This is a genomic window from Frigoribacterium sp. CFBP9029 (genome assembly GCF_034045305.1).
Lineage (GTDB): Bacteria > Actinomycetota > Actinomycetes > Actinomycetales > Microbacteriaceae > Frigoribacterium.
In genome coordinates, this window is record NZ_JAXCWB010000015.1 from 1 (window position 1) to 24208 (window position 24208).

20 protein-coding genes are annotated in these 24208 nt (G+C 71.3%); 13 read left to right on the forward strand and 7 right to left on the reverse strand.

Going from position 1 to position 24208, the window contains the following annotated elements:
* Nucleotides 1-212: 212 nt before the first annotated feature.
* Entirely contained in the window at nucleotides 213-3362 is a 3150-nt protein-coding gene (locus SOM11_RS14020) for an efflux RND transporter permease subunit (RefSeq protein WP_320478418.1), read from the reverse strand.
* Between the two features lie 206 nt (nucleotides 3363-3568).
* Here SOM11_RS14020 and SOM11_RS14025 point away from each other — a divergent pair, with 206 nt between their 5' ends.
* Nucleotides 3569-5257 (forward strand): ABC-F family ATP-binding cassette domain-containing protein, encoded by a 1689-nt coding sequence (locus SOM11_RS14025; protein ID WP_320478419.1) that lies wholly within the window; start codon nucleotides 3569-3571, stop codon nucleotides 5255-5257.
* A gap of 139 nt (nucleotides 5258-5396) precedes the next feature.
* On the opposite strand, the gene SOM11_RS14030 is transcribed toward SOM11_RS14025, so the two are convergent.
* On the reverse strand, nucleotides 5397-6854 hold the full coding sequence (locus tag SOM11_RS14030; protein ID WP_320478420.1) for a PLP-dependent aminotransferase family protein: 1458 nt from the start codon (nucleotides 6852-6854) through the stop codon (nucleotides 5397-5399).
* A gap of 62 nt (nucleotides 6855-6916) precedes the next feature.
* Here SOM11_RS14030 and SOM11_RS14035 point away from each other — a divergent pair, with 62 nt between their 5' ends.
* From SOM11_RS14035 to SOM11_RS14055, 5 genes are all read left to right on the forward strand, one after another.
* Nucleotides 6917-7543: a hypothetical protein gene (locus tag SOM11_RS14035; protein ID WP_320478421.1), complete on the forward strand. Its 627-nt coding sequence runs from the start codon at nucleotides 6917-6919 to the stop codon at nucleotides 7541-7543.
* 144 nt (nucleotides 7544-7687) lie between these two features.
* Complete coding sequence (locus SOM11_RS14040) at nucleotides 7688-9955, forward strand: APC family permease (RefSeq protein ID WP_320478422.1); 2268 nt, start codon at nucleotides 7688-7690, stop codon at nucleotides 9953-9955.
* Between the two features lie 40 nt (nucleotides 9956-9995).
* Nucleotides 9996-10694, forward strand: coding sequence for a low molecular weight phosphatase family protein (locus SOM11_RS14045; RefSeq protein ID WP_320478423.1), 699 nt, complete (start codon nucleotides 9996-9998; stop codon nucleotides 10692-10694).
* Between the two features lie 165 nt (nucleotides 10695-10859).
* Complete coding sequence (locus SOM11_RS14050) at nucleotides 10860-11057, forward strand: DUF3073 domain-containing protein (protein ID WP_192060854.1); 198 nt, start codon at nucleotides 10860-10862, stop codon at nucleotides 11055-11057.
* 12 nt (nucleotides 11058-11069) lie between these two features.
* A complete protein-coding gene (locus SOM11_RS14055; RefSeq protein WP_320478424.1) occupies nucleotides 11070-11513 on the forward strand; it encodes a VOC family protein in 444 nt (147 codons plus the stop codon).
* 151 nt (nucleotides 11514-11664) lie between these two features.
* Here the strand turns inward: SOM11_RS14055 and purM are convergent, their stop codons facing one another.
* Nucleotides 11665-12789, reverse strand: coding sequence for a phosphoribosylformylglycinamidine cyclo-ligase (gene purM, locus SOM11_RS14060; protein ID WP_320478425.1), 1125 nt, complete (start codon nucleotides 12787-12789; stop codon nucleotides 11665-11667).
* Nucleotides 12790-12860: 71 nt separating this feature from the next.
* Between purM and purF the strand changes: the two genes are divergently transcribed.
* The 3 genes from purF to SOM11_RS14075 all read left to right on the forward strand — a co-directional run bounded on the left by purF (nucleotide 12861) and on the right by SOM11_RS14075 (nucleotide 16876).
* Nucleotides 12861-14321, forward strand: coding sequence for an amidophosphoribosyltransferase (gene purF / locus SOM11_RS14065; protein WP_192060857.1), 1461 nt, complete (start codon nucleotides 12861-12863; stop codon nucleotides 14319-14321).
* A 123-nt stretch (nucleotides 14322-14444) separates the two neighbouring features.
* The gene (locus SOM11_RS14070) at nucleotides 14445-15320 is read left to right on the forward strand and encodes an ABC transporter ATP-binding protein (RefSeq protein WP_320478426.1); all 876 of its coding nucleotides are present in this window, start codon (nucleotides 14445-14447) and stop codon (nucleotides 15318-15320) included.
* The gene (locus SOM11_RS14075) at nucleotides 15302-16876 is read left to right on the forward strand and encodes a transporter (protein WP_243214152.1); all 1575 of its coding nucleotides are present in this window, start codon (nucleotides 15302-15304) and stop codon (nucleotides 16874-16876) included. The genes SOM11_RS14070 and SOM11_RS14075 overlap by 19 nt, the downstream gene beginning before the upstream one ends.
* Nucleotides 16877-17035: 159 nt before the next feature.
* Here the strand turns inward: SOM11_RS14075 and SOM11_RS14080 are convergent, their stop codons facing one another.
* Entirely contained in the window at nucleotides 17036-17446 is a 411-nt protein-coding gene (locus SOM11_RS14080; protein ID WP_320478427.1) for a hypothetical protein, read from the reverse strand.
* A 137-nt stretch (nucleotides 17447-17583) separates the two neighbouring features.
* A complete protein-coding gene (locus tag SOM11_RS14085) occupies nucleotides 17584-17973 on the reverse strand; it encodes a sterol carrier family protein (protein ID WP_320478428.1) in 390 nt (129 codons plus the stop codon).
* 85 nt (nucleotides 17974-18058) lie between these two features.
* Here SOM11_RS14085 and purD point away from each other — a divergent pair, with 85 nt between their 5' ends.
* The 4 genes from purD (at nucleotide 18059) to SOM11_RS14105 (ending at nucleotide 21939) form a co-directional block, all read left to right on the forward strand.
* Nucleotides 18059-19327 (forward strand): phosphoribosylamine--glycine ligase, encoded by a 1269-nt coding sequence (purD, locus tag SOM11_RS14090; RefSeq protein WP_320478429.1) that lies wholly within the window; start codon nucleotides 18059-18061, stop codon nucleotides 19325-19327.
* The gene (locus SOM11_RS14095) at nucleotides 19324-20220 is read left to right on the forward strand and encodes a phosphoribosylaminoimidazolesuccinocarboxamide synthase (protein ID WP_320478430.1); all 897 of its coding nucleotides are present in this window, start codon (nucleotides 19324-19326) and stop codon (nucleotides 20218-20220) included. The genes purD and SOM11_RS14095 overlap by 4 nt, the downstream gene beginning before the upstream one ends.
* Nucleotides 20221-20347: 127 nt before the next feature.
* A complete protein-coding gene (locus SOM11_RS14100) occupies nucleotides 20348-21259 on the forward strand; it encodes a VOC family protein (protein ID WP_320478431.1) in 912 nt (303 codons plus the stop codon).
* A 92-nt stretch (nucleotides 21260-21351) separates the two neighbouring features.
* On the forward strand, nucleotides 21352-21939 hold the full coding sequence (locus SOM11_RS14105) for a GNAT family N-acetyltransferase (protein ID WP_243214147.1): 588 nt from the start codon (nucleotides 21352-21354) through the stop codon (nucleotides 21937-21939).
* A gap of 135 nt (nucleotides 21940-22074) precedes the next feature.
* Here the strand turns inward: SOM11_RS14105 and SOM11_RS14110 are convergent, their stop codons facing one another.
* Both SOM11_RS14110 and SOM11_RS14115 read right to left on the reverse strand, forming a co-directional pair.
* The gene (locus SOM11_RS14110; protein WP_192060865.1) at nucleotides 22075-23577 is read right to left on the reverse strand and encodes a catalase; all 1503 of its coding nucleotides are present in this window, start codon (nucleotides 23575-23577) and stop codon (nucleotides 22075-22077) included.
* 63 nt (nucleotides 23578-23640) lie between these two features.
* Nucleotides 23641-24111, reverse strand: a complete 471-nt coding sequence (locus SOM11_RS14115; RefSeq protein WP_192060866.1) for a Fur family transcriptional regulator — start codon at nucleotides 24109-24111, stop codon at nucleotides 23641-23643.
* Nucleotides 24112-24208 lie beyond the last annotated feature (97 nt).

Genomic DNA, 24208 nt, shown 5'->3' on the forward strand with positions numbered 1-24208 from the left:
ACGCACCCACCCCCGCCGAGCGCATCTCCTCCACACCACAGCAACGGCGCTTCGCGGCCCACTCCGGGCGACTCCGTCGCCACCGGGCGCCCCCACACGCCCACCCCCGCCGAACACGCCCGCAAACACCAAACCGCCACCCCAGCGCAAGCGCAAGCGCCTACGCCTGCACCGGCGCCTGCGCCTACGCCGCAGGGCCTGCGTACCTGCACCTACCCCGCGCGCCGCTCCGCCCGGCGCTCGCGCGCACCCTCGACCAGGAAGTACAGCACCGGCAGCACGACCAGCGTCAGCACGGTCGACGACACGAGCCCGCCGATGACGACGATGGCGAGCGGCTGCGAGATGAAGCCGCCGTGCCCCGTGATGCCGAGCGCCATGGGCAGCAGCGCGAAGATCGTCGCGGTCGCCGTCATGAGGATGGGTCGCAGTCGGCGCGACGCGCCTTCGAGCAGCGCCTCGCGCACCCGCAGCCCCCGCGTGCGGTACTGGTTCACGAGGTCGATCAGCACGATCGCGTTGGTGACCACGATGCCCACCAGCATCAGCACGCCGATCAGCGATGCGACGCCGAGCGGGATCCCAGAGGCGATCTGCAGCAGGATCGCACCGGTCGCCGCGAACGGGATCGACACCAGCAGGAGGAACGGCTGCAGCAGGCTGCGGAAGGTCGCCACCATCACGATGTAGACGATGAGGATGGCGATCAGCACGGCCAGACCCAGCTGAGAGAACGCGTTCGCCTGGTCGGCCGTGACGCCGCCGATCTCGGTGTCGGCGCCGGTCGGCAGGTCGATGCCGTCGAGGGCGTCGGTCACCTCGGTGCTGGCCGTCGAGAGGTCGTCGCCCGACGGGGTGACGGTGACGGTCGCCGTGCGGACGGCGTCGGAGGTGGTGACCGAGGTCGGCCCGGTCGTCTCGTCGATCGTGGCGATCGAGTCGAGTCGCACGGGGCCGGTCGGGCCGGGCAGCTCGACGGCGCGGAGCTCGTCGAGGCTCGCCGGCGGCGTCGGGGCGACGGTGTAGACGTCGATCGAGCTGTTGTCGATCTCGATCGAGCCGACCTGCAGCGGCTGCACGGCCTGCGACACGATCGCGCCGACAGCGACCTCGCTCAGTCCGAGCGCCGCAGCCTCGTCGCGGTCGATCTGCACGCCGATGATGGGCTGCGCCGAGGCGAGGTTCGAGCTGGCCTCGGCGGTGCCGGGCAGTTCGCGCACGGTCGACAGCACACTGTCGGTCGCCGTCTGGAGCGTCTCGGGGTCGGGTGCGGAGACGTCGATGGTGATGTCGTTGCTCGTGCCGAACCCGCTCGAGGCGGTCACCTCGATGTCGCCGACGTCGCCGAGCCCGTCGAGGCGGTCGCGCACGTCCGACTGGACGACGTCCTGGTCGGCGCTCTCGTCGGTCGTGATCGAGTAGGTGACGGTGCTGTCACCCGAGCCGCCGAAGAAGCTGGCGATCGAGGTGCCGCTCGAGCCGATCGTCAGCTGCACGGTCTCGATGCCCTCGACCCCCTCGAGGGCCTCCTCGACCTGCGTCGCCGCGTCGGACTGCGCGTCGAGGCTGGTCGCCGGAGCGAGGGTCTGCGTGACGCTGAAGGTGTTCTGCCCGCTCGCCCCCAGGAAGTTGGTCTTCATGAACGGCACCGCGGCGGCCGTGCCGCCGAGCACCAGCACGGCGACCAGGATCGTGACGACGGGGCGACGCAGCGTGCCTCGCAGCACCGGCACGTAGACGCGGCGCAGTCGGTCGAGCGGGGCCCCGGCGGTGGGGTCGGAGGCGCGGGTCGTCAGCTCCTCGCCGGCGGCGCCTCCGGGGACGACGCCGTCGGAGCCCTCGGCCCCGGCGCCCGCGGCACCCCGGGCGGTCCCCGCGTGCTTGTGCGCCTTCGGCGCCCGGAGGAACCAGTACGCCAGCACCGGCACGATCGTCAGCGCGACGAACAGCGACGCGATGAGGGCGATCGTGACCGTCAGGGCGAACGGCCTGAACAGCTCGCCGGTGATGTTGCCCACGAAGGCGAGCGGCAGGAACACGACGACGGTGGTCACGGTAGACGCGGTGATGGCGCCGGCGACCTCGCGCACGCCGGTCGTGATGGCCTGGAGGCGGTCGGCACCCGAGGTCAGGTGCCGCTTGATGTTCTCGATGACGACGATGGAGTCGTCGACCACGCGCCCGATGGCGATGGTCAGGGCGCCGAGCGTGAGGATGTTCAGCGTGTAGCCCGACGCCTGCAGCCCGATGAACGTGATGAGCACGCTGGTCGGGATGCTGATCGCCGTGACGATCGTCGAGCGGATCGACAGCAGGAACACCAGGATGACGATCACCGCGAAGGCGAGACCGAGCAGCCCCTCTTCGGCGAGCGCGTCGATCGACTGCTGGATGAAGGGCGCCTGGTCGAAGACGACGGTGAGGTCGACGTCGTCGCCGAGGTCGGTGGCGAGTGCGGGGATGGCGTCGCGGACCGTCTCGGAGACGTCGACCGTGTTGGCGTCGAGCGTCTTCGTCACCGCGACCGTCAGGGCGGGCTCGCCGTTCACCCGGCTGATCGAGGTGACCGGGGCCGAGGTGAGCGCCACGTCGGCGACGTCGTCGATCGTGACGGCGGAGCTGCCGCCGAGCAGGGGCAGCGCGGCGATCTGGTCGGCGCCCGTCAGTCGCGACCCGGCCTGGATCGACAGCGTCTGGCCGTCCTGGGTGATGGTGCCGCCGGGGATCAGCTGCCCGTTGGCGTCGAGCGCGTCCTGGAACGCCTGCGTCGTGAGGCCTGCTGCGGCGAGCGCGTCGCGGTCGGGCGTGATGGTGACGCGCTGACCCGCGTCGCCGAAGACGGAGGCCTCGCGGACGCCGTCGAGCTTCTGCAGGTCGGGGACGGTCGTGTCCGACAGGCGGTCGACGAGCTGCTGCGCCTCGGAGTCGTCGTACCCGGTGACGGCGATCTGGATGATCGGCAGGTCGTCGAGGCTGCCGGTGACGACCTGGGTGTCGACGGCGTCGGGCAGGCTCAGACGGTTGACGGCCGACTGGATCTTCTGCTCGGCGTTGTCGAGGTCGGTGCCGTAGGTGAACTCGGCCGACACGGTGCTGGTCGAGGTGCTCGAGGTCGCGGTCGTGCCCTCGAGACCCGGGATGATCTGCACCGCCTGCTCGATGGGGGTCGAGACGTCGTCGTTCACGACCTCGGGGGTGGCCCCCGGGTACGAGCTGACGATGGCGATCTGCGGGAACTGGACGTTGGGCGCCAGCTCCTGCTTGAGCGACGTGAGCGCGACCCCGCCGAACACGGCGACGACGATGGTGACGAGGGCGATCAGCGCGCGGTTGCGGAGGCTGAAGACGGACAGCAGATGCACGGGACTCCGGTGGTGACGAGGAGAGCGGAGGAGGCGCGGTGCACGACGTCCACCGCGCCTCCTATTGTCACCACTCTCTCTGGGAACTGGCGGCCCTCTCTCATGCCCTGTGGACGACATCTCGACTTCCCCTCTCGGGGAGGGACCGATATCCTGGTCGGCTGCCCGATCGGGGAGCACCCCCGAGCAGAAGAGGGAACGACCCCATGGGCTACATCGACGTCAACCGCGTGTCCTACGCGCTCGCCGACGGCAGGCCGCTGCTCGACGAGGTCTCGTTCCGGGTGGGCGAGGGCCAGAACGCCGTGCTCATCGGAGCGAACGGCGTGGGCAAGTCGACGCTCCTGCGTCTGATCCGGGGTGAGCTGAGGCCGGACGACGGCGTCATCGGCATCGACGGGGGTCTCGGCGTGATGGACCAGTTCGTGGGCCACGTCCGCGACGAGAGCACCGTCCACGATCTCCTCGTCGGGGTCGCTCCGACCGCCGTCCGCGCCGCCGCCCTGGCTCTCGACGCCGCCGAGCTCGCCCTGCTCGAGGACGACGTCACCGAGACGCAGATGGCCTACGCCACAGCGCTGGCGGACTACGCCGACGCGGGCGGTTATGAGGCCGAGACCCTGTGGGACACCTGCACCACCGCCTCCCTGGCCCTTCCCTACGAGCGGGCGCGCTGGCGCGAGGTCTCGACGCTCAGCGGCGGTGAGCAGAAGCGGCTGGTGCTCGAGGCCCTCCTCCGCGGGCCCGAGCAGGTGCTGCTGCTCGACGAGCCCGACAACTACCTCGACGTACCCGGCAAGCGCTGGCTCGAGGAGGCCCTGGTCGCCACCCCCAAGACCGTCCTGCTGGTCAGCCACGACCGCGAACTGCTCGGCCGTGTCGCCGACCGCGTCGTCACGATCGAGTCCGGCGCCGCCGGCAACACCGCATGGACGCACGGCGGCTCGTTCCGCACGTATCATCAGGCCCGCGCCGACCGCATGGAGCGTCTCGATGAACTCCGCCGACGGTGGGACGAACAGCACGAGAAGCTGAAGACCCTGGTGCGCAACCTGAAGGTCAAGGCGACGGCGATGGACAGCATGGCGTCCCGCTACCAGGCGGCCCTCACGCGCCTCCACAAGTTCGAGCTGGCCGGTCCTCCCCAGGAGCGCCCGCCCGAGCAGGACTTGACGATGCGCCTCACGGGCTCGCGCACCGGCAAGCGCGTCGTCGTCTGCGAGGGGCTCGAGCTGACCGGCTTGATGGCCCCCTTCGACTCCGAGCTGTGGTTCGGCGAGCGCATCGCCGTGCTCGGGTCGAACGGCTCGGGCAAGTCGCACTTCCTGCGACTGCTGGCGCGGGGCGGCACCGATCCCGACCCTCGCGACGGCCACGTGACGTCGGTCGGCGGGGCCCTCGAGCCTGTGCCGCACACGGGGCGCGCGACACTCGGTGCGCGGGTCGTGCCGGGCTGGTTCGCCCAAGCACATGAGCACCCGGCGATGCTCGGACGCACGCTGCTGGAGATCGTGCACGAGGGCGACGACGAGCGGCGCGGGCTCGGACGCGAAGCCGCCAGCCGGGCGCTCGACCGTTACGGACTGGTCGGGTCCGCCGAGCAGGTCTTCGAGTCGCTGAGCGGCGGGCAGCAGGCGCGGCTGCAGATCCTCCTCCTCGAGCTGAGTGGAGCCACGCTCCTGCTGCTCGACGAGCCCACCGACAACCTCGACATCGTGTCGGCCGAGGCCCTCGAAGGCGCTCTCGACCGTTTCGAGGGCACCGTCATGGCGGTCACCCACGACCGCTGGTTCGCGCGCTCGTTCGACCGGTTCCTCGTGTTCGGCGGCGACGGCGAGGTCTACGAGGCACCCGAGCCGGTATGGGACGAGAAGCGGGTGCAGCGCGCCCGCTGACCGGCCCTGCGGAGACGGTGGGTCACGACACGCCGCGAGCTGCGGAGGCCTCGCGGCGAGTCGTGACTCATGGACGGCCGAGGAGGCGCGGCCCGCCCCAGGAGGCACGGCGCGGCCGAGGAGGCGCGGGTCGGCCCCCTCAGACCACCTCGGCCAGCAGCGGCGAGGCCGGCCCCTGCACGCCGTCGATGCCGTCCCAGGCGGCGCGCAGGGCGGTGAGCGCCCGGTCGGTCTCGTCGTCGCCGTACGAGAACGGCACGCGGAGGAACCGCTCGAACGCCCCGTCGACGCCGAACACGGGGCCGGCGGCGAGCAGCAGCCCCTCGCGCCGGGCGGCGAGGGTCAGCTGCGAGCTGACGGGGGCGCCGAGCCCCACCCAGGTGCTGAGCCCGCCCGCGGGCGACGGGACGTCCCACGAGGGGAACGCGGTGCGGAGGCCGGTCACGACGCGGTCGCGACCCCGTCTCAGGTGGGCGGCCCGCGCCTCCAGCACGCCGTCGAGGTCGGCGAGCAGCTCGGCGACGACCAGCTGCTCGAGCACGGGCGTGCCGAGGTCGCCGGCCGAGCGGGCGCGGACGAGGCGGTCGACGAGGGGGAGGTCGGCGCGGATCCAGCCGATCCGCAGCCCGCCCCAGAGCGACTTCCCCACCGACCCGATCGAGACGGCGGGCCCGTAGGCCGCCATCGGCGACGGCCGATCGGTCACCGCGCCGGAACCCGCGCCCCCGTCGATCGCCAGCTCCGCCATCGTCTCGTCGACGATCACGACGGTCCCCTCCGCCGCCGCCGCGTCGAGCACCCGCGCGCGCTGATCGGCCGGCATGGTCGCCCCCGTCGGGTTGTGGAAGTCGGGCATGAGGTACGCGACCGGCGGGCTCGTGCGCCGCAGCGTCTGCATCAGCGCCGCCTCGTCCCACCCGTCGCCGACGGTCACGCTGACCGGGACCAGCCGAGCGCCGGCGACCCGGAGCGCCTCGAACGCGTGCGGGTACCCGGGCGCCTCGACGACGGCGCGGTCGCCGCGGCCGACCAGCACCCGCGCGAGCAGGGCGATGGCGTGCTGCGCGCCGAGGGTGACGACGATCTGGTCGGCGCTCGTCTCGAGCCCGCGGCGCCGGTACCGTTCGGCGATCGCCTCGCGCAGCACGGGTCGGCCGATCTTGTCGTAGCCCGAGTCGCCGAGGTAGGCGCCCAGTCGTCCGGCCGCGCGCTGGGCCGCCTCGGCGATGCCGTCGGCGGCGGGCAGGGCGGCCTTCGTCAGGTCGAGCAGCCCCTCGGTCGAGGCCGGTCGGGGCAGAGCGACGCGGGTCGGCAGCCGCACGACGCTGCCGCTCCCCCGCACGCTGTCGATGTGTCCGCCGTCGCGCAGCGTCGCGTAGGCGGCCGTGACCGTCGTGCGGCTGACCCCGAGGTGGGTGCTGAGATCGCGTTCCGACGGCAGGCGGGTGCCGACCGGCAGTCGTCCGTCGAGCACGAGCAGCCGGATCCGGTCGGCGAGCGCCAGATAACCGGGAGCCGAGGAGGCGCGCCACGAGTCCAGCAGCACCCTTAGCGCTCGCGACGAGACAGCAGTGGCACCGGGGTCGACGTTCGTCACGGTGCCACCCTAGGTCGATTGGCCTCTTGCCACCAGGCCACCTCGACGATTGGATCGGAGTCATGCCCCTGATCCACCGCCTCCTCCGTCTCGCCGTCGGCCTGTTCGCCTACGGCTTCGCCATCGCCCTGATGGTCCGGGCCGGCATCGGGGTCGCACCGTGGGACGTCCTGACGCAGGGGCTCGCGAAGCACACGGGGCTCAGCTTCGGGCTCGTGACGTTCCTGACGAGCCTCGTCGTGCTGCTGCTCTGGATCCCGTTGAAGCAGCGACCGCGCTTCGGCACGGTCGCCAACACCCTGTCGATCGGGCCGGTCGCCGACTTCGGGCTGCACGTGCTGCCGCAGCAGAGCGTGTGGTGGGCGCAGGGCCTGACCTTCGCGGGCGGGCTGCTGCTGCTCGCCGTCGCGAGCGGGCTCTACATCGGCGCCGACTTCGGGCCCGGGCCGCGCGACGGTCTGATGCTCGGCATCCACCGGCGGTTCGGCTGGCGGGTGGGCGTGGCCCGCACCGCCATCGAGGTGTCCGTGCTGGCGGGCGGCTGGCTGCTGGGCGGGCAGGTCGGCATCGGCACGGCCGCCGAGGCTCTGCTGATCGGCCCCCTGGTCGCCATCACCCTGCCGCTCTTCGCGCGTCGCCGGGCGGTGGCGGCGACCACGGGATCGACGCCTGCAGCCGTCGCGACCTGACCCGCGCCTCCTCGGCTCCCGCCCCGCCCCTGTCCACCTGCAGCACACAGAACGAGACGGTTCGGTGAACAGGCGCGTGACCGGGGAATAACCGGGGCGCCGCAGTAGTTGACAGGCCCTCGGCACGGAGTAGAGTCGCCGCTCGTGACCAACGACACCCGGTCGCCGAAGCGGTGGCTGATCGGCGAACCGCTGCCCTCCGAGAAGCTCGACGGGCAGCTCCTCCCCAAGCACCTCGCGCTCCCCATCTTCGCGAGCGACCCGCTCAGCTCCGTGGCCTACGCGCCGCAGGAGCTGCTGATGATCCTGCTGATCGGCGGGCTCGGGTTCCTGACGCTCGCGCCGTGGGTCGCGGTCGCGGTGGTCGTGCTGCTGCTGGTCGTGGTCGCGTCGTACCGCCAGCTGATCAAGGCCTACCCCTCAGGAGGCGGTGATTACGAGGTCGCGCACCGCAACCTCGGCGAGAAGGCCGGCCTGGTCGTCGCGTCCGCGCTGCTGGTCGACTACGTCATGACGGTGGCCGTCTCGGTGGCCTCGGGTGTCGACAACATCATCTCGGCGGTGCCCGAGCTGGCGCCGATCCGGGTCGAGCTGGCGATCTTCTTCGTGATCGCGCTGGCGGCGGTCAACCTGCGCGGCGTCCGCGAGTCGAGCAAGGCGTTCGCGATCCCCACCTACCTCTTCGTGTCGAGCGTCTTCGTGATGATCGTCATCGCGCTGGTGCGCACGGCCCTCGGCGACCCGCCCGTGGCCGAGAGCGCCGACTACACGGTGCAGGCCGATCAGCTGACGCAGGCGGCGTTCATCCTGCTGCTGCTGCGCGCGTTCTCGAGCGGCTGCTCGGCGCTGACCGGCGTCGAGGCGATCGCGAACGGCGTGCCCGCCTTCCGTCGACCGAAGGTGCAGAACGCCCAGAAGACGCTCGTGCTGATGGGCGGCATCGCGATCGTGCTGTTCGCCGGCCTCGTCGCCGTGGCGTTGATCGCGAAGGTGCACTACGCCGAAGACGCCTGCGATCTGCAGGGCTTCGTCGACTGCGAGGGCACGCCGCAGCGCAGCCTGATCGCGCAGATCGCGGCGTCGGTCTTCGGCGGCGCGCTCTTCGGAATCCCGTTCTATCTCATCCAGGCCTGCACGGCGGCGGTGCTGCTGCTGGCGGCGAACACGGCGTTCAACGGGTTCCCGCTGCTGGGGTCGATCCTCGCCCGCGACCAGTACGCGCCCAAGGCGCTGAACACCCGCGGCGACCGCCTGATCTACTCGAACGGCGTGATCGTGCTGGCCCTGGTCGCCTGCGCCATCCTGCTCGTCTACCAGGCGAGCGTCACCGGGCTGATCCAGCTGTACATCATCGGGGTCTTCGTGTCGTTCACGCTCGGGCAGACCGGCATGGTCGTGCACTGGACGCGGATGCTGCGCGAGGGCTGCGCCGATCGCGGCGCGGTCTACCGGGCCCGCGGCATCAACGCGTTCGGCGCGCTGCTGACAGCCTCGGTGCTGATCGTCGTGACCGTGACGAAGTTCACGCACGGCGCCTGGCTGGTGTTCGTCATCATGCCGATCCTGTTCACGCTGATGCTCGGGGTGAACCGCTACTACCGCGACGTGCTGGTCGAGATCGAGCCCGACGCGACCACGCAGTTCGGCTCGCACGGCGATCACGCGATCGTGCTGGTCGGCACGATGCAGAAGCCGGTGCTGAAGGCCCTCGACTACGCGATCGCGGCGCGGCACGAGTCGCTCGAGGCGATCCACGTCGGCATCGACGACGAGGCGACGGCGCTGCTGCAGCGGCAGTGGGCCGAGCAGAACATCGAGGTGCCGTTGCGCATCGTGCCGTCGCCGTATCGCGACATCAGCATGCCGCTGATCAAGTACATCAAGGCGCACCGTGAAGAGCACGGCAGCGAGGTCGTGACCGTCTACACGCCGATCTACATCGTCGGCCACTGGTGGGAGGCGCTGCTGCACAACCACAAGAGCCGTCGCATCCGTCAGCGGCTGATGCTCGTGCACGGCGTGACGATCTCGCTGGTGCCGTGGCTGCTCGACTCGTCGGAGGTGCTCTACGGACGCAGGTCGCGCCCCATCCCCGGGCAGGACCGCCGCGGCGAGCCGATCCGTCCCACGCCGGTGCAGCGCCGTCCGCTCGAGCCGGCCGGTCGTCGGTCGGAGTCGGCCGGCGGTGGTTCGCTCGGCGCCGACGCGGGCCCGTCGGGGCGTGCCGGAGCCGCGATCGAAGGAGGCGCGGTGCAGCGCGGACTCGACGCGCAGCCCTCGAAGACGGCCCCGTCGCAGACCCCGGGCGCTCCCGGTTCGGCGAAGAGCAGGCGCGGCGGAGGCTCCGCGGCCCGGAAGGCCCGATCGGCCGCCCGCAACTCGACCGGAGCCGCGCCGCGCAAGCGGAAGTAGCCGCCTTCGGCGCGCGGCGGCCGCCCTCAGGCTCTGCGGGATGCCCCTGGGTATCGTGACCGACATGTCCGCGACGCCGTTCTCCCTCGAGGGTCTGTTCGACCATGCCACCGGCGACTTCACGATCCTGACGGTCTGCACGGGCAACATCTGCCGCTCGCCGCTGGCCGAGCAGTACCTGCGGGCGCGCCTCGCCGGTCTGCCCGGGCTGACGGTGTCGAGCGCCGGCACGATGGCTCGCGACGGCGATCCCATGCCCGCGCAGGCGATCGCCCAGGCCCGCGCCTGGGGCGCCGAGCCGGACGACCACGGGGCGCGCTACCTCGTCGAGTCGCAGATCGCCGAGGCCGACCTCGTGTTCGGCATGGCGCGCGAGCACCGGCGCGCGGTCGTGAGCATGCATCCGCGGGCGTCGCGCCACACCTTCACCCTCCGCGAGTTCGCGCGGCTCGCCGAGGGTCTCACCGAGGCCGACCTCGGGGGCGTCGCGAGACTCCCCCGAGACGACGTGCCCGGGCGACTCCGCGAGCTCGTCCGACTCGTCGCCTCGCGTCGCGGCACCATCGAAGCCCCCCGCGATCCGGACGACGACGACGTGATCGACCCGTACAAGCAGTCCGATGCGGTCTTCGAGCGGTCCAGCGCGCAGCTGATGCCCGCAGCGGACGTCGTCGTGGCCGTCTTCGAGCTGGCCGCGACCGTCACCCCGCACGAGGCCGCACCCGCTCGGCGGTCCTGACGGGTCTCCCGGCGGCACGACCGGCCCGCACGAGACCCCGCGCCAGACGGCACAGGTGACTCATGGGGTACATGCTAAGATCGGTCCAGTTTTGCAACTGTCATCAGTCGGCTGTACCCGGTTCGTCCGACACCGCTTCCGGGCCGAATTCAGAGGGGGTCACGCATGGGGCGCGGCCGTCAAAAAGCCAAGCACACCAAGGTCGCCAGAGAGCTGAAGTACTTCAGCCCTGACACCAACTACGGTGCACTCGAAAAAGAGCTGGCTACCAAGAGCGACTCCGGCGACGAATACGTCGACAAGTGGGCCGACGACATCGACGACGAGTACGACGTCGATCACGACCAGAACAAGACCGCCTAGGGTCGCCTGGTCATGACGATCGACGGATCCTCGGCGGACGACGGCACGACACCCGTCGACACGACGGGTTCGCCCGGCGGTCCGATCGCGCGCCCGTCGCTCGAATGGGAGCAGGTCGTCGTCGACGCCCTCGAGCCGGCGACGCTCGCCCATTGGTGGGCCGACGCCCTCGGCTGGGTCGTCGTGTCGCCGAGCGGCGACGACGAACCCGAGATCCGCAGCAGCCCCGACTCCCTGCCGGGGCTGCTCTTCGTGCGCGTTCCCGAGGGCAAGACCCTCAAGAACCGCCTGCACCTCGATTTCCGACCCGACGATCAAGACGCCGAGGTCGCCCGCCTGCTCGAGCTCGGGGCCACCCGCTCCGACGTCGGCCAGACGTCCGACGTGTCGTGGGTCGTGCTCGCCGACCCCGAGGGCAACGAGTTCTGCGTGCTCGGCGCACGCCGCGCCTCCTAGGCTGCCCGCACGCCGCGCCTCCTAGGCTGCCCGGTCGCCGCGTCTCTCCCTCGACACAGCACGACGCCCGCCCCGCATCAGCGGAGCGGGCGTTCGTCGTCCAGCCGAGCGCGAACAGCGCGACCGGCGGGTCGGTCGGCGACCGGCCGGATCAGCCGGCGTAGGCCCCGACCAGCCGAACCGCGCCTCCGTCGACGCCCTTCGCTCCCTGCTCGAAGCCCGACAGGTCGCGGACGGCCGTCGAGACCGTGCCGATCCGCCACGTGTCGATGCCGTCGGCGACCAGCGCGGCCGAGACCTCCGCAGCCTGCGAGGCCGAGACCACGGCGATCATCCCGATGCCGAGGTTCCAGGTGCCCTCGCTCGACTCGAGGGTCGAACCGGCCAGGTCGCTCAGCACGCGGAACACCGGTGCCGGCGACCAGGTCGCGCGATCGACGTCCGTCCACGAACCGCGGGGCAGCACACGCGCCAGGTTCGCCGCGATGCCGCCGCCGGTCACGTGACTGAGCGAGTGCACGGCCCCGGCGAGCGCCGGGTCGTCGAGCACCCGCAGCAGGGGCGACGTGTAGAGCCGGGTCGGTTCGAGCAGCGCCTCGCCGAGGGTGCCCGAGAGCTCGTCGACGGTGTCGGTGTAGCCGAGATCGCGCGACGCGAGGATGTGCCTGACCAGCGAGAAGCCGTTCGAGTGCAGCCCCGACGAGGCGAGGGCGAGCACGACGTCGCCGTCGCCGACCAGGTGCGGGCCGAGCTGGCGATCGGCCTCGACCGCGCCGACCGCGGCACCCGCGACGTCGTAGTCGTCGGGGCCGAGCAGCCCGGGGTGCTCGGCCGTCTCGCCGCCGACCAGGGCGGTGCCCGTCTCGCTGCAGGCGCGGGCGATGCCCTCGACGATGGCGGCGATGCGGGTGGGGACGACCCGGCCGCAGGCGATGTAGTCGGTCATGATCATGGGGCGGGCGCCGACCACGACGATGTCGTCGACGACCATGCCCACGAGGTCCTGCCCGATGGTGTCGTGCTTGTCGAGGGCCTGCGCGATGGCGACCTTCGTGCCGACGCCGTCGGTCGAGGTGGCGAGCAGCGGGCGGTCGAACGATTTCAGGAACGAGACGTCGAACATGCCGGCGAATCCGCCGACGCCGCCGACCACGCCCGGGCCGTGCGTGGCGCTCACGGCGGCCTTCATCAGCTCGACTGCGCGGTCTCCCGCCGCCGTGTCGACACCTGCCGCGGCGTAGGAGGCGCTGGTCGAGGGGGCTTCGGAGGTCGCCATTCGTTCATCCATTCGGTGTCGCTCTAGACTGACGCGGTAACCCCAACTCTACGGTCTGGAGCCAGATCCGCATGTGCGGCATCGTCGGTCTCGTCGCGCACGAGCCAGCAAATCAACTCGTCTACGATTCGCTCCTCCTGCTGCAGCACCGCGGCCAGGACAGCGCCGGCATCGCCACCGCCGAGCGCGGCATCTTCCACATCCACAAGACCAGGGGGCAGGTGCGCGAGGGCTTCCGCACCCGCGACATGCGCGCTCTGCTCGGCACGATGGGGCTCGGTCACGTGCGCTACGCGACCAAGGGCGCCGCGAGCAACGAGCAAGAGGCGCAGCCGTTCTACGTGAACGCCCCGTACGGCATCGTCCTCATCCACAACGGCAACCTGACGAACACGCGCGAGCTGACCAGCGAGCTGTTCCACGTCGACCGCCGTCACCTCAACACGAACAGCGACACCGAGCTGCTCGTCAACGTGCTGGCGCACGAGCTGCAGGAGCAGGTCAACGGCAGCGACCTCGACCCCGATCAGATCTTCGCCGCGGTGTCGCGGGTGCACGAGCGCGTGCAGGGCTCGTACGCCGCGATCGCGATGATCGCCGGGCACGGTCTGCTCGCCTTCCGCGACCCGTTCGGCATCCGCCCGCTGGTGCTCGGTCGTCGTCTCGCGGCCGACGGCGTCCGCGAAGAGTGGATCACCGCCTCCGAGTCGCTGGTGCTCGAGTCGGGCGGCTACGAGATCGTCCGCGACGTCGCCCCCGGCGAGGCGATCTTCATCTCGCTCGACGGCGAGATGGTGTCGAAGCAGTGCCACGCGAGCCCCCGCCTGATCCCCTGCTCGTTCGAGTACGTCTACCTCGCGCGCCCCGACTCGATCATGAACGGCATCTCGGTCTACGACGCGCGCCTCCGACTCGGCAACCGCCTGGCCGACACGATCGCGACCTACGCGCCCACCGGCGACATCGACGTCGTCATGCCGATCCCCGACTCGTCGCGGCCCGCCGCCATGCAGGTCGCGCAGAAGCTCGGCATCGAGTACCGAGAGGGCTTCTACAAGAACCGCTACGTCGGCCGCACGTTCATCATGCCGGGGCAGGCCGAGCGCAAGCGCTCCGTGCGGCAGAAGCTGAACGCGATGTCGAGCGAGTTCAAGGGCAAGAACATCCTGATCGTCGACGACTCGATCGTGCGCGGCACCACCTCCCGAGAGATCGTCGAGATGGCGCGCGCCGCCGGGGCGAACGAGGTCACGTTCACCTCCGCCGCGCCTCCCGTGCGGTTCCCCCACGTGTACGGCATCAACATGCCGACCCGTCACGAGCTCGTCGCCCACGACCGCAAGATCCCCGAGATCGCCCGCGAGCTCGGCGCCGACCACCTCATCTACCAAGAGGTCGCCGACATGCAGGCGGCCATCATCGAGGGCAGCGACGTCACCGAGCTCGAGATGAGCTGCTTCACGGGCGAGTACGTCACCGGCACGGTCAGCCCCGAGTACCTCGCCTGGGTCGAGGCCAACCAGCTCAGCTAGTCGCCGGTCCCCGATCGACCGACCCGCGCCTCCTCCCCCACCGAGGAGGCGCGGGTCGTCTTCACCCGCATCTCCCCCGGGAGGCGGTGGTCGCGACCCCGTCGGTCTCCCTAGGCTGACCGCATGACGGACGCCGTGCCTCCTCCCGTGCCCGATCCCGCAGTGCCCGCCGCCTCGGCGGCCGTGCCCACGTCGTCGGCTGCGCCCGCCGCGTCGGTCTCGCCCGGCGATCGGGCTCCGCAGGGCGGGGTCGCGCTGCAGATCAGCGGACTCCGCAAGGCCTTCGGCCAGAAGGTCGCGGTCGACGGCATCGACCTGACCGTGCCGAGGGGCTCGTTCTACGGGCTCGTCGGGCCGAACGGCGCCGGCAAGACCACGACGCTGTCGATGGCGACCGGTCTGCTGCGACCCGACGCCGGCACCATCGAGGTGCTCGGGCACGACGTGTGGAGCGACCCGACGCACGCCAAGGCGCTGGTCGGCGTGCTGAGCGACGGCGTCAAGCTGTTCGACCGCCTCACCGGCGAGCAGCTCGTCACGTACCACGGCCTGCTCAACGGGATGGATCGCGAGACGACCGCTCAGCGCGTCGGCGATCTGCTCGACCTGCTCGACCTCCGCGGCGCCGGGGGCACGCTCGTCGTCGACTACTCCGCGGGCATGACCAAGAAGGTGGCGTTGGCCTGCGCACTGGTGCACGCACCGCGCCTCCTCGTGCTCGACGAGCCGTTCGAGTCGGTCGACCCGATCTCGGCCGCCAACATCCGCGACATCCTGCAGGGCTACGTCGAGGGCGGCGGCACGGTGATCGTGTCGAGCCACTCGATGGACCTCGTGCAGCGCATGTGCGATCACGTCGCCGTCGTCGCGAACGGCCGCGTGCTGGCCGAGGGCACGATCGACGAGGTGCGGGGCGGTTCGACGCTCGAAGACCGTTTCGTCGAGCTCGTCGGCGGACGTCGCCACAACGAGGGGCCGTCGTGGTTGCGCACCTCCTGAGGCTCCGCTGGCGGGTGATGCTGAACGGCTTCAAGCGCAGCACCTGGCAGATGGTGGCCGCCATCATCGGTCTCCTGTACGGCCTGGGCATCCTCGGCGTGGTCGTGGCCGGGCTCATCGCCCTGTCGTTCGCGCCCGAGGGCGTCGCGTGGACGACCGCGGTGCTCGGCGGATCGGTGCTCGTGCTCGGCTGGGTGATCGTGCCGCTCGTGCTGCGCGGTCTCGATCAGACCCTCAGCGTCGAGAAGCTGCGCGCGTTCCCGATCCCGGCCGATCGTCTGCTCGTCGCTCTGCTGATCTGCGGCGTGCTGGGTGTGCCGGGTCTCGTGACCGCCATAGCCGGTGTCGCGACCGCCCTCAGCTGGCTGCGCGACCCGGTGGCCCTGATCGCTGCGCCGTTCTGCGCCGTGATCGGCGTGCTGACCTGCATCGCCGCGTCGCGCACCGTCGAGTCGCTGACGTCGTCGCTGGGGTCGAAGCGTCGCTACCGCGAGCTGATGAGCGTGCTGGTCTTCATCCCGCTGATCCTCGCCGGGCCGATCATCGCCCTCGCCGGCACCGGGCTCGCCACCGTCGGCGACGACCTGCCCGAGATCGCGCGAACCTTGTCGTTCACACCGCTCGGGGCGGCGTGGTCGATCCCGGGCGACCTCGCCGCGGGGCGCGGTCTCGAGGCCCTCGCCAAGGTCGGGATCGCCCTCGCGACGCTGGCCGTGCTCCTCCTGCTCTGGAGGCGCGGGTTGGCCGCGGCCCTCATCGCCCCTCCGGCGTCGGACTCGGGTTCGACCGCGAAGGGTCTCGGGCCCTTCCGCTGGTTCCCGGCCACTCCCACCGGCGCCGTCGCCGCTCGCGCGGCCGTCTACTGGATGCGCGACCCCCGATACGGCGGGTCGCTGATCGTCGTACCGCTCATCCCCGTGCTGGCGATCTTCATCTCGGTCACCACCGGCAGCGACTGGCTGCTGCTCGCGACGGGGCCGGCCATCGGCGCCCTGCTGATGATCACCCTCAGCGCCGAGATCTCGTACGACGGCACGGCGTTCGCCGCGCACCTGTCGACGGGCCTCTCGGGTCGGGCGGACCGGGCCGGGCGCGTGCTGACGCTGTCGCTCTTCTCGGTGCCGATGGTGCTGATCGCGACCGTCGTGCCGCTCGCCGTGGTGGGTCGGCTCGACCTCGTGCCGGTGATGCTCGGCCTGGGGCTCGGCGTGATGCTGACCGGGTACGGGGTCTCGAGCGTCGCGTCGACGAGGTTCCTGATGCCGGTGCCCGCAGCCGGCGAGAGCCCGTTCAAGTCGCCGCAGGGCTCGACGCTGACGACGGCGCTCATCACCTACCTCGTGTGGATCATCGCGTTCGCCTTCGCCATCCCCGAGATCGCACTCGCCATCGCGGCGCTCGTCACCGGCAGCGCGCTGCTCGGCTGGTTGACGCTCGTGGTCGGGGTCGGGCTCGGCACGGCGCTGCTGTTCGTCGGCATCGACCGCGGGGGCAGGTCGCTCGACGCCCGAGGGCCCGAGCTGCTCAGCAGCCTGCGCCGCGCGAGCGGCGGGTAGCGCGGGGCGGGCTGCGCGTGGTGGGCTGACCCGCGCCTCCCGCCCGCCTGTGCAAATCGCGACCGGCGCACCCTGTGCAGATCGCGACCGGTTCGTGCCGTGCAGATCGCGACCGGGCCACTGCACCGCGGCGTGCCGAACCCGTCCGACCGGGGCGGGTCAGGACTCGATGTCGCCCTCGACGGCCTCGTCCGGAGCGTCGACCCGGCTGCGCTCGGCGGTGACCGACTTCGCCCGACGGACCGACACGCGGTCGACGATGATCGCCACGAGCGAGCCGATCGCCCCGCCGAAGGTCAGCCCCCAGAGCGAGAAGTAGCCGTAGGTCGACGCGACGCCCTCCCCCTCCTGGAACGGGAAGAGCGAGGTCACGATCAGCGACACGATGACCCCGGCGAGCGCACCCATGATCAGGAAGACCGGGTACTTGGGCGCCCGGCGCACCGTGACCTCGTCATGCGTCGCGACCTCGACGGGCTCGGCAGGCTCGGTCGACCCGGTGGGCTCGGTCGACCCGGCGGGCTCGGCGGGGACGTCGGGCTGCTGCGAGTGGTCGGGAGCGTTGGTCACCCGCCAAGTCTCCCAGACGGACGCCGCGCCGCCGTTCAGCATTCTCGGTGTCGAACCACACGACGCCACACGCCGGACCCTGCTCCGGAGGCGCGGTGTCGGAAGCGCAGCCCCTCGCCGACCACGCCCGCCCCGGCTCACTCCGAACGCAGCCCCGGCAGCCGCACGGGCACGTACCCGGTGAGATCCGCTCGACTGCCCGACGCGGAGACCAGCGCACCGGCGACCGCCTCGGGCCAGGTCAGACGACCGGTCGCGAGGCGGATGAAGGTGTCCGCGTCGGTCTCGACGACGTTCGGCGGTGTACCCCGGGTGTGACTCAACCCCTCACGGAACTGGACGGCTCCGAACGGGGGGACCCGCACCTCCACGGTGGCCCCCGGCTCGGCGTCGGCCATCACCTGCAGCAACCAGCGGACGGCGGTGGCCGTCACCATCCGGGGTGCCGTCCCGCCGCCGTCGAGCGCCGCCGACGCCTCCCGGACGGCAGCCGCCCCCGCCCCGTCGTCGATCCGCGCCTTGGCCATCGGGCCACCGTACGCCCGGCCCCGACCGCCGGGCCCGTCCACAGCGCCCCACCCGCCTGTCGGCGCTCGTCGGTAGGCTTGCCCCGTGCGAATCCTCGTCCTCGGTTCCGGTGCTCGTGAGCACGCCATCATCACCGCCCTGCTGCGCGAAGACGCGGGCCACGAGATCGTCGCGGCCCCCGGCAACGCCGGCATCGCGGCGCAGGTCGAGGTCGTGCACCTCGACCCGTCGAACGGCTCGGTCGTCGCCGAGTACGCGCTCGAGAACGACGTCGAGCTGGTCGTCATCGGCCCCGAGGCCCCCTTGGTCGCCGGTGTGGCCGACGCGCTGCGGACTCGCGGCATCCCCGTCTTCGGGCCCGGCAAGAAGGCCGCCGCGCTCGAGGGCAGCAAGACCTTCGCCAAGCGCATCATGCAGGAGGCCGGCGTGCCGACCGGTCGCGCGACGCGCGTCGGCACCCTCGACGAGGCCATCGCGGTGCTCGACGACTTCGGCGCTCCGTACGTCGTCAAGGCCGACGGACTCGCGGCGGGCAAGGGCGTGCTCGTCACCGAGAGCCGCGACGCCGCGGTCGAGCACACCACCTATTGGCTGCAGCACGGGCCGGTGCTCGTCGAAGAGCACCTCGACGGCCCCGAGGTCTCGTTGTTCTTCCTCAGCGACGGTCACACCGTCGTGCCGCTCAGCCCGGCGCAAGACTACAAACGACTGCTCGACGGCGACGACGGGCCCAACACGGGCGGCATGGGCGCGTACTCGCCCCTGCCGTGGCTGGCCGACCGGTTCGGCAGCGAGAAGGACTTCGTCGACGAGGTGCTCGACACGATCGCCACACCGACGGTCCGTCAGCTCGAGAGCGAGTCGACGCCGTTCATCGGCCTGCTCTACGCCGGGCTGATCCTCACCGAGCAGGGTGTGCGCGTCATCGAGTTCAACGCCCGGTTCGGCGACCCCGAGACGCAGGTCGTGCTGCCCCGGCTCATCACCCCCCTCAGCGGTCTGCTGCTCGCGGCGTCGACCGGCTCGCTGGGCAACCACGAATCGCCTCGGTTCGCGCCCACCTCCGCCGTCACGGTCGTCCTCGCCAGCGAGGGCTACCCCGAGGCTGCGGTCAGCGGTCGTCCGCTCACCGGGCTCGACGACGCCACGGCCGTCGCAGGAGTCCACATCGCGCACGCCGCCACGGCCCGGCTCGACGACCGCCTCATCGCGACCGGCGGCCGCGTGCTCAGCGTCGTCGCCGAAGGGGCCGACTTCGGCGAGGCACGAGGCCGCGCCTACGACGCCCTGTCGCGCATCGGGCTCGAGGGCGGCCAGTACCGCCGCGACATCGCCGAACGGGTCACCCGATGAGCACCCTCGGCGCGCCCCCCGCCCTCGACGGATGGGCGCCCGTCTACTCGGGCAAGGTCCGCGACCTGTACGTCCCCGCCACGGACGGCGCCGCATCGCTCGACGACACCGAGTACGTGCTCGTCGTCGCCAGCGACCGGGTCAGCGCGTTTGACCAGGTGCTCGAGCCCGGCATCCCGGGCAAGGGCGCCCTCCTGACGCAGCTCAGCCTGTGGTGGTTCGACCAGCTCGAGACGGTGCCGAACCACCTGGTCGACCCGACGCGAGCGACGGTGTCGCTGCCCGGCGCCGTCCGCGACCGCGCCATGCTCGTGAAACCGCTCGACATGTTCCCCGTCGAGTGCGTCGTGCGCGGCTACCTCGTCGGCAGCGGCTGGGTCGAGTACCAGGCGCACGGCACCGTCTGCGGCGTGCCGCTGCCCGAGGGCCTCGCGAGCGGCGATCGACTGCCCGAGCCGATCTACACGCCGGCGTTCAAGGCGCAGCTGGGCGATCACGACGAGAACATCAGCTTCGAGCGCACCGTCGAGCTGGTCGGGGCCGAGACGGCGGAGGCCCTCCGCGACCTCTCGCTCGACGTCTTCCGCCGTGCCTCCGCGGTGGCCGAGGCTCGTGGGGTGATCCTCGCCGACACGAAGTTCGAGTTCGGGGCCGATCGCGATACCGGCGAGATCACCCTCGGCGACGAGGTGCTGACGAGCGACAGCAGTCGCTACTGGGACGCCGAGGTCTACGCCTCGGGCGATCGCACCGCGAGCTTCGACAAGCAGATCGTCCGCAACTGGCTGTCGACCAACTGGGACGGCACGGGCACCCCGCCCGAGCTCCCCGCCGACGTGGTCGAGCAGACCGCCCTCCGCTACCGCGAGCTCATCGAGCGCCTCACCGCCTGACGCGTCGACTCCGCCTCCGGCCCAGCCCCGTCGCGCGTCGGGAATGCCTCCCACCGCCGACCGGTTAGGTCGATGACACGTCACCGACCTGTGACGTCCCATCGACATCGATCGTTCAGAGGACCCCATGACCGACGCACCCGCCGCTCCCGACGCACCCCGCGCCTCCTCCGCCGATCTGCTCGCAGCCGACACGGGCATGGGTGCGGTCACCCTCCGCGTCGCCGATCTCGACGCGATGACCGCGTACTACCGCGACTCGGTCACGCTGCAGGTGCTGGCGAGCGAGCCGGCGGCAGGCCGGGTGACGCTGGGGCGCGGTGCGACGCCGATCGTGATCCTCGAGCACGCGCCCGAGTTGCGGCACGCCGGTCCGCGCGAGGCCGGACTGTTCCACACGGCGATCCTGTTCGAGACGGAGGCCGATCTGGCCGCAGCGGTCTACTCGGTCGCGAGCCGCCACCCGCAGTCGTTCACCGGCAGCGCCGACCACCTCGTCAGCAAGGCGTTCTACTTCACCGACCCCGAGGGCAACGGCATCGAGCTCTACTGGGACCGAGCCCGCACCGAGTGGTCGTGGACGCACGGGCAGATCGACATGGCGACGCTCGCGCTCGATCCGAACGGGTTCCTGCAGCAGAACGTCACCGAGGAGGCGCTGGCCGGCACCGCCCTCCGCCCCGCCTCCGTCGGACACGTGCACCTCAGCGTGGGCGACGTCGATTCGGCCCACCGGTTCTACGTCGAGCAGCTCGGCTTCGAGACGACGACGCGATTCGGACCGCAGGCCCTGTTCGTCAGCGCCGGCGGCTACCACCACCACATGGCGATGAACACGTGGAACAGCGCGGGCGCCGGGCGCCGGCAGCTCGCCCTCGGGCTGGGACTCGTGCGGATCGAGGTGCCGGGCGGCGACGATCTCGGCGCACTCGGCGAGCGCCTCGGCCACTTCGGCGTGGCCACCCGCGACGACGGACGGGTGCTCGGCTTCGACGACCCCTGGTCGAACCGCATCGAAGTCACGACCCGCACCCGCTGACGCAGGGCACGCCGACCGACGCGACCCACGACCGCCCGCCCCCGCCGCCAGCACCCCGCCGGCACGAGGCGGGGCGCGCTAGCGTCGACGTCATGTCCGACGCCGCAGCACCAGCCCCGATCTTCAGCACCGTCGCCGAGGGGGACCTCACGCTCGACGATCACGAGGCCATCGCGTCGCTGCTCGCCCGGGCGTTCCCGAGCTACGACCACTGGTACCTCGGAGCCCGCAGCTGGGCGGGCATGCAACCCGAGCGCCGTGTCGTCGCACGGCTCGGCGACGTGGTCGTGGCGCATGCCGGAGTCCGCCGCCAGTTCGTCACCGTCGGCACGACCGACCTGCTCGTCGCCGCCGTGGGCATGGTCGCCGTCTCCCCCGAGGTGCAGAACACGGGGCTCGGCGCCGAGCTCCTGCGGCACGTCGACGGCGTGCTGACCGATCTGCGCGTCCGCTTCGGCGTGCTCGAGTCGGGCGAGGGAGTCCAGGGCTTCTACCGCTCGGCCGGGTGGCGCCCGCTCGAGCACGCCGGCGAACCGATCACCGGTCACTACACGGCGTTCAGCGCCGACGGCGCGGGCGTGCTCGTCACGCAGCAGGAGGGCTGGCTCGCCCGCGAGGGCACCTCGACCCTGGCGGAGTGGCCCGAGGGCGACCTGCACTGGAACGGGCAGATGGTCTGACCCGGTTTCGAGTCACGACGTGCCACGGGGTCGCGAGCCCCACGGCGCGTCGTGACCCGTCGACCCGGCAGACGGAAGGAGGCGCGGCTCCTGCAGAACAGGAACCGCGCCTCCTTCAGGCACCAGACCGATCGATCAGACGCTGACGCCGACCGTCGCCGGGTCCTCGTTCGAACCGGGGGCCTCCGGCTCGACGCCCTTGCGGACGCGGAGACCGAGTGTCGGGTCGACGTTCGCCCAGTACTCGTAGACGCGCTCGCGCAGCTCGGGGCGGGTCACCTTCGAGACGTGACCGACGATGTTGGCGACCAGACGGTCGCGCTGCTCGTCGTCCATGACCTCGCGCACCAGCGTGCCGGCCTGCCCGAAGTCGTCGTCCTCGGCGTGGAGCGTCGCGGCCGAGCGCTGCAGCTCGCCGTCGCTCTCCCAGCCGCCCGTGTCACCGGCGACCTGCGGGTCGGCGTGCGCGCCGCCCAGCGAGTTCGGTGCGTAGACGGGCACCTCGGCCTTCTGGAAGTCGAACCGCGCCGCACCGTCTTTCGAGTACGAGTGCACGGGCGACTTCGGCGCGTTGACCGGCAGCTGCGCGTGGTTGGTGCCCACACGGTAGCGGTGCGCGTCGGCGTAGCTGAAGATGCGGGCGAGCAGCATCTTGTCGGGGCTGGCGGCGATCCCGGGCACGAAGTTCGAGGGGGCGAACGCCGCCTGCTCGATCTGCGCGAAGTAGTTCTCGGGGTTGCGGTTGAGCTCCATCGAGCCGACCTCGATCAGCGGGTAGTCGGCGTGCGGCCAGACCTTGGTGAGGTCGAACGGGTTGAAGCGGTAGGTCGCCGCGTCTTCGTAGGGCATGACCTGCACGGAGAGGGTCCAGGTCGGGAACTCCTCGCGCTCGATCGCGGCCGAGAGATCGCGGATGTGGAAGTCGGCGTCTTCGCCCGCGATGCGGTCGGCGTCGGCCTGCTCGAGGATCTTGATGCCCTGGTCGCTCTTGAAGTGGTACTTGACCCAGAATCGCTCGCCCTCGGCGTTGATCCACTGGTAGGTGTGCGACCCGAAGCCGTCCATGTTGCGCCACGAGGCGGGCAGGCCCCGGTCGCCCATCAGCCAGGTCACCTGGTGAGCCGACTCGGGCGAGAGGGTCCAGAAGTCCCACTGCATGTCGTGGTCGCGCAGGTGCGTGCCGGGCAGCCGCTTCTGCGAACGGATGAAGTCGGGGAACTTGATGCCGTCGCGGATGAAGAACACGGGGGTGTTGTTGCCGACGAGGTCGTAGTTGCCCTCGGTCGTGTAGAACTTCAACGAGAACCCGCGGGGGTCGCGCCAGGTGTCGGGGCTGCCCTGCTCGCCGGCGACGGTCGAGAAGCGCGCGAGCATCTCGGTCTCGACGCCGGGCTGGAACAGCGCGGCGCGCGTGTACTTCGAGACGTCGCCGGTGGTCGTGAACGTGCCGAAAGCTCCGCCGCCCTTGGCGTGCACGACGCGCTCGGGGACTCGCTCGCGGTTGAACTGGGCGAGCTTCTCGACCAGGTAGTGGTCGTGCAGCGCGATCGCGCCGTCGGCGCCGACGCTCTGCGAGTGCTCGTCGCTCGCGACGGGTGCGCCTGAGTTGGTGGTGGTGACGCGTTTCTCGTCGGTCATCTTCTCATCCTGTCTTTCGGTGTCGTTCAGATCGGAATGTCGTGGGGGCCCGGGAGGTGCGGGTCAGTCGGTCAGGACGGGGTCGACCTCGAGCGGCTGGTCGAGCTCGGCGGCGCGGCATTCGGGGCAGATGCCCCAGAACGTGACCTCGGCCGTCTGGACGAAGAACCCGGCGTCGTTCGACGGCGAGAGGCACGGTGCGTGCCCGACGACGCAGTCGACGTCGGCGATGTCGCCGCAGGTGCTGCAGACCACGTGGTGGTGGTTGTCTCCGGTGCGCAGCTCGTACAGCGCCGGCGAGCCGGCGGGTTCGATGCGGCGGACGAGCCCCACGCCGGTCAACGCGTTGAGGACGCCGTAGACGGCCTGGAGCGAGGTGCCGGGGAGGCGCGGCGCCACCGCTGCGAACAGAGCGTCGGCAGGAGCGTGGGCGCGCCCCTCGAGTGCCGCGAGCACCGCGAGGCGGGGCTCGGTGACGCGCAGACCGGCGCCGCGGAGGGCGTCTCGGGTGGCATCGTCGGCGATCGTCGTCATGGCTTCCAGTAAAGCACTCTTTTGATCTGTTCAAAAACAGATGAGCATCACTCGGAGCGTCATCACAGCCCGGGGAGAGGGGTGACGCCCGGTCGAT

Coding starts and splice junctions, on each gene's coding strand:
- SOM11_RS14115 (WP_192060866.1), bottom strand. CDS start 24,111: ATGACGACGATCGCCGACGATGCCACCCGAGACGCCCTCCGCGGCGCC.
- SOM11_RS14085 (WP_320478428.1), bottom strand. CDS start 17,973: ATGGCCAAGGCGCGGATCGACGACGGGGCGGGGGCGGCTGCCGTCCGG.
- SOM11_RS14070 (WP_320478426.1), top strand. CDS start 14,445: ATGACGGACGCCGTGCCTCCTCCCGTGCCCGATCCCGCAGTGCCCGCC.
- SOM11_RS14035 (WP_320478421.1), top strand. CDS start 6,917: ATGCCCCTGATCCACCGCCTCCTCCGTCTCGCCGTCGGCCTGTTCGCC.
- SOM11_RS14105 (WP_243214147.1), top strand. CDS start 21,352: ATGTCCGACGCCGCAGCACCAGCCCCGATCTTCAGCACCGTCGCCGAG.
- SOM11_RS14055 (WP_320478424.1), top strand. CDS start 11,070: ATGACGATCGACGGATCCTCGGCGGACGACGGCACGACACCCGTCGAC.
- SOM11_RS14110 (WP_192060865.1), bottom strand. CDS start 23,577: ATGACCGACGAGAAACGCGTCACCACCACCAACTCAGGCGCACCCGTC.
- SOM11_RS14050 (WP_192060854.1), top strand. CDS start 10,860: ATGGGGCGCGGCCGTCAAAAAGCCAAGCACACCAAGGTCGCCAGAGAG.
- purM (WP_320478425.1), bottom strand. CDS start 12,789: ATGGCGACCTCCGAAGCCCCCTCGACCAGCGCCTCCTACGCCGCGGCA.
- SOM11_RS14045 (WP_320478423.1), top strand. CDS start 9,996: ATGCCCCTGGGTATCGTGACCGACATGTCCGCGACGCCGTTCTCCCTC.
- SOM11_RS14100 (WP_320478431.1), top strand. CDS start 20,348: ATGACCGACGCACCCGCCGCTCCCGACGCACCCCGCGCCTCCTCCGCC.
- purF (WP_192060857.1), top strand. CDS start 12,861: ATGTGCGGCATCGTCGGTCTCGTCGCGCACGAGCCAGCAAATCAACTC.
- SOM11_RS14095 (WP_320478430.1), top strand. CDS start 19,324: ATGAGCACCCTCGGCGCGCCCCCCGCCCTCGACGGATGGGCGCCCGTC.
- SOM11_RS14025 (WP_320478419.1), top strand. CDS start 3,569: ATGGGCTACATCGACGTCAACCGCGTGTCCTACGCGCTCGCCGACGGC.